This window comes from Paraburkholderia sp. BR10141, assembly GCF_056155635.1.
The window spans coordinates 1-5,415 of record NZ_JBMIQH010000088.1 but is presented as its reverse complement, the minus strand read 5'-3'; the positions used below and the strand labels follow the sequence as shown (position 1 = coordinate 5,415).

At 59.0% G+C, this 5,415-nt stretch carries 3 protein-coding genes and 3 pseudogenes; 5 read left to right on the top strand and 1 reads right to left on the bottom strand.

Annotated elements, in window-relative coordinates; translation table 11 throughout:
- The first annotated feature begins 983 nt into the window (after window positions 1–983).
- Complete coding sequence (gene gspD / locus ACOJB8_RS40685; protein ID WP_342922765.1) at window positions 984–3,194, top strand: type II secretion system secretin GspD; 2,211 nt, start codon at window positions 984–986, stop codon at window positions 3,192–3,194.
- Window positions 3,195–3,247: 53 nt separating this feature from the next.
- On the opposite strand, the pseudogene ACOJB8_RS40680 reads toward gspD, so the two are convergent.
- A pseudogene (locus tag ACOJB8_RS40680) lies at window positions 3,248–3,995 on the bottom strand (transposase); the annotation flags it as partial.
- A 46-nt stretch (window positions 3,996–4,041) separates the two neighbouring features.
- Between ACOJB8_RS40680 and ACOJB8_RS40675 the strand changes: the two are divergent.
- The 4 genes and pseudogenes from ACOJB8_RS40675 to tnpB form a co-directional block, all read left to right on the top strand.
- A pseudogene (locus tag ACOJB8_RS40675) lies at window positions 4,042–4,206 on the top strand (IS630 family transposase); the annotation flags it as partial.
- Between the two features lie 354 nt (window positions 4,207–4,560).
- A pseudogene (locus ACOJB8_RS40670) lies at window positions 4,561–4,698 on the top strand (IS110 family transposase); the annotation flags it as partial.
- 114 nt (window positions 4,699–4,812) lie between these two features.
- Window positions 4,813–5,220, top strand: coding sequence for an IS66-like element accessory protein TnpA (gene tnpA / locus ACOJB8_RS40665; protein ID WP_475017874.1), 408 nt, complete (start codon window positions 4,813–4,815; stop codon window positions 5,218–5,220).
- Window positions 5,217–5,384 carry an IS66 family insertion sequence element accessory protein TnpB gene (gene tnpB, locus ACOJB8_RS40660; protein WP_475017872.1) on the top strand — a complete coding sequence of 56 codons (168 nt, stop codon included), beginning with the start codon at window positions 5,217–5,219 and terminating at the stop codon, window positions 5,382–5,384. Before tnpA ends, tnpB begins: the two co-directional genes overlap by 4 nt.
- Window positions 5,385–5,415 lie beyond the last annotated feature (31 nt).

Sequence of the window (5,415 nt, the reverse complement as noted above, 5' to 3'; positions counted from 1 at the left end):
CATCCACGAGGCTTTCCTCAGAATCGCCTGCTGCATCATATGCTGGCGACACCTGCAAAAGTCATTCTGTTAACACCTCTTATTGCGCCAACGGCGGATGGAATACCGGTGGCCGTGATCACCTATTTCGGCTTTTCCTTAAGTTCCCTAACCTAACCGCCCTTGCCAACGTAAGCTCGCTTTTGGCACAAATCGCGACTCATAAATGTGCTTGATGCATCCAAAAAAAATAGCGACTTATACGGAACGAACCCGCGCTGTTACGATTCGTACATCGTTGCCACGGGGCTAGGTGCGAGCGCGGAGTTGGACGCCGTCCAAGCGAATTGCATTGCCACAGGGTTTGCGCTGGTCGCACACGGCGATCTGTCGAATCCAGCGTGCGCGGAGTTGTCGCGGCCCGTGACAAGCTAGTTCAGCGCGCCTCCGATGCCTTTTTTGTTCGCGAGCTTGGAGCTCGAGAGCGTGATGCGGCGGCCGCGCTGGATTGCCACTGTCCGTGTGTCCTCGCAAGGATGGCCCTGTCTACTTCGAACCGGTCAGAGTGTGCTAGGGCGGTCTCGCAATAGCAGTCGCCATCTGCGTCGTAGGGCGGCTCCGTGTAGCGACGGTCAGGATATTTGACCACCTCGTTCACCGAGCTGGTGGTCGGAATCGGCTCAGCAGCTCGGCTGCCTCAACTGCATCGTGATGATGAGGCGGATGGGCGCGCTGTTCCATGGTCTGCCAAGGCCTCTTGACGTCGCTGTTCATCGCCACGCCGTTCGTTCTTCTGCAATGTGGCGGCCATGGTCCTGCCGTGCAACTGATTGCTTCCCACCGTTGCATGCGTAGCGATCGTGTTTCGCCTCATGCGGTCCTGCTGAAGTTTGACGACGACTTGCGAACAAAGCGGCAGCTGTCCACAACGTAAACGCGCTGTGCGTGTTGATTCAACTGCCGGCAAATCCACATAGACTGTTAACCTAACAAGAACAAACCGTATGGCTTTACGTCGCATCGCAACCGCATTACTGCTGGCTGGATTGATTACCGCCCATACCGCGCAGGCAGATGTGATGCTCAATTTCGTCGATGCCGGCATCGATCAGGTCGCCAAGGCGGTCGGCGCGGCGACAGGGAAGACGATCATTGTTGACCCGCGCGTCGAAGGGCGGCTGAATCTCGTCTCTGAGCACCCTGTTTCCGAGGATCAAGCATTGAAAACTCTGCAGTCTGCGCTGCGAATGCAGGGTTTCTCGCTGGTGCAGGATCACGGTGTGCTCAAGGTCGTGCCCGAAGCGGACGCGAAAGTGGAGGGTGTGCCGACGTACATTGGAAATGCGCCTTCGGCACACGGCGATCAGGTCGTCACCCAGATCTTTCGCCTCAGGAACGAATCGGCGAACAACCTCCTGCCAGTGCTGCGTCCGCTCATCTCGCCGAGCAATATGGTTGCGGCCTATCCATCGAATAATACGATCGTCGTCACGGACTACGCTGATAACGTCCGCCGCATTGCGCAGATCATCGCGGGCGTCGATTCTGCGGCCGGCCAGCAGGTGCAGGTAGTGGAACTGAAGAACGCGAATGCGACCGACGTTGCGACGCAGATGACCAAGATGCTCGACCTTGGGTCGATCGGCAATACGGATGCGACGCTGAAAGTCTTGGTGCAGGCCGATCCGCGCACGAATTCGCTAATGCTGCGAGCGTCGAACGCAGTGCGCCTCGCGGGGGCGAAGTCGCTGGCGAAGCAGCTTGATGCGGCAACCGGGCGGCCCGGTAACATCCACGTTGTGCAACTGCGGGGCGCGGATGCCGGGCGTCTTGCGAAGACGCTGCGCGGCATGCTCGGCAAGGGCGGCAATGATTTGATGTCCACAGGGGGCGGTGGTGCCGCGAACTCGTTCAACCAAGGCAATATGGACTCGTCGGCGGGCACGCCGGGCCAGCCCCCACTGCCAGGCGGATCCTTGGGCGGTTCGTCATTCTCGTCGATGGGAAGCAATGGACTTGCAGGCGGCGGCAACAACGGCGGTCAAGGTAACAACGCGGCGTTTCTTGGCGAAAAGGAAGGCGGTGACAGTGAAGAGAACCAGCCCGGCGGGATGATCCAGGCCGATCCGGAGACGAATTCGTTGATCATTACCGCGTCGGACGCCGTCTACGGCAATCTGCGCAGCGTGATCGATCAGCTTGACGTCCGCCGCGCGCAAATATATATCGAGGCGTTAATCGTCGAACTGTCGGCGACGACAAACGCGAACCTCGGCATCCAGTGGCAGGGTGCGCTGCTTTCGAATGGTGGAAACAACGGTCTCTACGGCAGCTCCAACTTCAATTCCAACGGCAGCCAGGGCATCGTGAACCTGACTGCGCAGGGGGCGATCATCGCGAACGCCCCCGCCGCAGCGCTCGCGACGAAGGGCGCGGACCTGCTGAACAACGGCCTGAACGTAGGCCTGTTGCACCGCTTCGGCGACGTGTTCGGTCTCGGGGGGCTGTTGCAGGCGCTGTCGCAGTCGAGCGACGCGAACGTCCTATCGACACCTAACCTCATCGCGCTCAATAACGAAGAGGCGAAGATCGTCGTTGGCTCGAACGTGCCAGTAGTGACGGGTTCATACGCCACGCCGACCGCGAATGCCGCAACGTCCGTGACCGCATTCAACACGTTCGATCGACAGGATGTCGGGATCGTGTTGCACGTGAAGCCGCAGATCACCGACGGTGGCATCATAAAGCTGCAAATCTATGCCGAAGCTTCGTCCGTCGATTCGGCATCGACGAACAATCAGGGCGGCGTGACAATCAACAAGCGCTCGGTGCAGTCGACGGTGCTGGCCGATGATGGCGAGATCATCGTGCTCGGCGGCCTGATAAAAGATGGGTACGCGAACGGCAACAGCAAGGTGCCGCTGCTAGGCGACGTGCCGTGGATCGGCCAGCTGTTCCGTTCGGAGCAGAAGAGCCGCGAAAAGACGAATCTGATGATATTCCTGCGTCCGGTCATCATCGACGATCGGGATAAGGCGCAGGCTGTCACGTCGAACCGCTACGACTATATTCAAGGTGTGCAGGGCGCGTATCGTCAGGACAACAACCTGATGAAGGACGACGACGACCCGGTCGTGCCGCAGAAGCCGGTAGGCCCAAGTCAGGGCGGGTCAACCCTGAATCTATTCGATCTCGACAAGATGCGTCGCCAGTAGATCGATGTCTTGGTTTTCATGTTGGGATGCCCCCCTATGCGGTTCATCAAGCGTTAAGGGCTGACTTGTGTTCGGAAAAGGTCCCGTCGCATGGCGAACAGGACGTCGTAGCGTCGCCGTGCCAGTGAAATGAGCGCTTGGTTTTGTCGCTTGGACTGCTGGACTTTGCGTGCGTAGAGAGGGCCGTAAGATAGGTCTCTAAGGCCACGAGGGTCGATAGAAGCAAGTCGCCGAGCACGTTGTTGCAGCGCTTGGACGGGGGCTCGGCACGGATAGAGGAGCCTGAACGCCGGGAAACTGGTGCGACGCCAGGTGGGTCGCCAAGTGACCTGCCGAATTGAATGGTTAATGCAAGGCCTCGGCGAGGGTCTGGCGGCGGTTCTGCCTCCGACTCCCGGCATTTTTGTCAGGACTGGCAAAAGAAGTGGTAACAACCAACCGCTTAACATCGGCGGCGATTTCGTCGCGTTGTTGTGTTGAATTGCACCGGATTCGCCGCGATGGGTCGGTGTACTTCCATTTCAATGGAAGCGCCTGCTTGTTGTATTGACCTATGTAACGCATGAGCTTTTTGTCGAGATCCTTGGTGCTGGTGAATACGCAACGCGCAATGACGTCGCGCTGGATGCGGGCAAACCAGCTCTCGACCTGATTCAGCCATGACGAATACGTGGGCGTGTAATGTATCGAGATCTTCGGGTGGTCAGCCAGAGATGTTTGAACAGCGTCGGTTTTGTGGCAGCTCACGTTGTCGCAGATCACGTGAATCTCCTTTCCGCGTGGCTGCGCCGATACCACATCGCCTCGAGCGGACGTTGTTGCCACTGCGCGACTTCGGCCAGCACCTCCTGACTTTGAGGCGAAGGCAGCCGACGCGGTCCGGCTGTACCTCAATCCGCCGTTGCACGCGGTGGTGTTCTGCGTCGACGAGAAAACAGCCATCCAGGCGCTGGATCGCGAGGATCGGATGCTGCCGCTCTCGCCCGGGCGCGCCGAGAGTCATGGCTTCGATCGTGTATTTCGACGAGCTTCGGCTGAAGATCTGCGGCGAAGGCAACGGTCAAGAACAATGAGCCGCCACCAAACTGCTGCGCTTGGCCTTGCGCACCATCGACAAGGATTGGAAATATGCCACCTATCACTTGGCGGCAAGCAGTCAATCAGGTCGCCATCCTGCGAGCGATTCAACACCGCCATCAGCTGAGACTTCATACCGGCCTCAGCACACGAATTTCCTGACATCTTTGTCCGCCGATCGCCGCGCCTGTGCCGCCGCGAACCTCAGTTCCGAGAGCGCCACCGTTGCGGCGTTGCTTCCTGACGGTTTGTCACTGCGCCACCAGCGCCCTCCATTGCAACTCCGCTCAAGAGTGATGCCGCCGACGCTCGTGCGATCGGGATGGCCACGCAGATGCTCTGCAAGCGCGTCGCCGTGAAGACAGAGGCCCAGCAGGCCGTGCTGGCACCACACCGGTTGCGGCAACGCCGCAGCGTGTGCCGGACGCAGATGTAACCGACCTTCTGCCGTTCAATTGTAAGCACCTCATGTCGGCCGTTCTCCGTGTTGAGATGAAGGAAGGTAATTTGGTTCCCACCAAATATTTTGGTGGGAACCAAAGTGGCCGAGATAGTCGATAGCAGAAGCCCGGCGCCCGGTAAGCGCCCGAACTTTCCACGTGAGTTCAAACGGCAGCTCGCCGAACAGACCTTCGAGCCCGGCGCGTCGGTGTCGCTGGTTGCGCGTCGCAATGACATTAATACCAACCTGCTGTTCAGATGGCGTCGCCAATATCTTCAGGGCGCGTTCGGAGCTCCACATGCGGCGCACGCGCCACAGCGGTCCGTTGTTGACGTCGAACCGTTACTTCCCGTAAGCGTTGTCGCCGAAGCCGAATGCCCAACGTCCGTACGTGATGACGTGCCTGAGAACGTCTGCGAGATTGAATTCGACCGTGCATGCTTGCGAATTCGCGGCAACGTGTCGCCGGATCTGCTGCGGTTGCTCATCCGGGAGCTATCCCGATGATCGGGCTACCGGCAGGCACCCGTGTCTGGATCGCGGCCGGCGTCACGGACATGCGCTGCGGATTTCAGGGACTCGCAGCAAAGGTGCAGACTGCACTGGAAGAGAATCCGTTCGACGGCAATGTGTTCATCTTCCGGGGTCGTCGCGGGAGTTGGGTGACATAGTGCATCCTTTGGTTAGAAGCCTGGCAACTTG

What these genes read in the sequence shown, in the direction of transcription:
- tnpB (WP_475017872.1), top strand. Translation starts at nt 5,217, where the DNA reads ATGATCGGGCTACCGGCAGGCACCCGTGTCTGGATCGCGGCCGGCGTC.
- gspD (WP_342922765.1), top strand. Translation starts at nt 984, where the DNA reads ATGGCTTTACGTCGCATCGCAACCGCATTACTGCTGGCTGGATTGATT.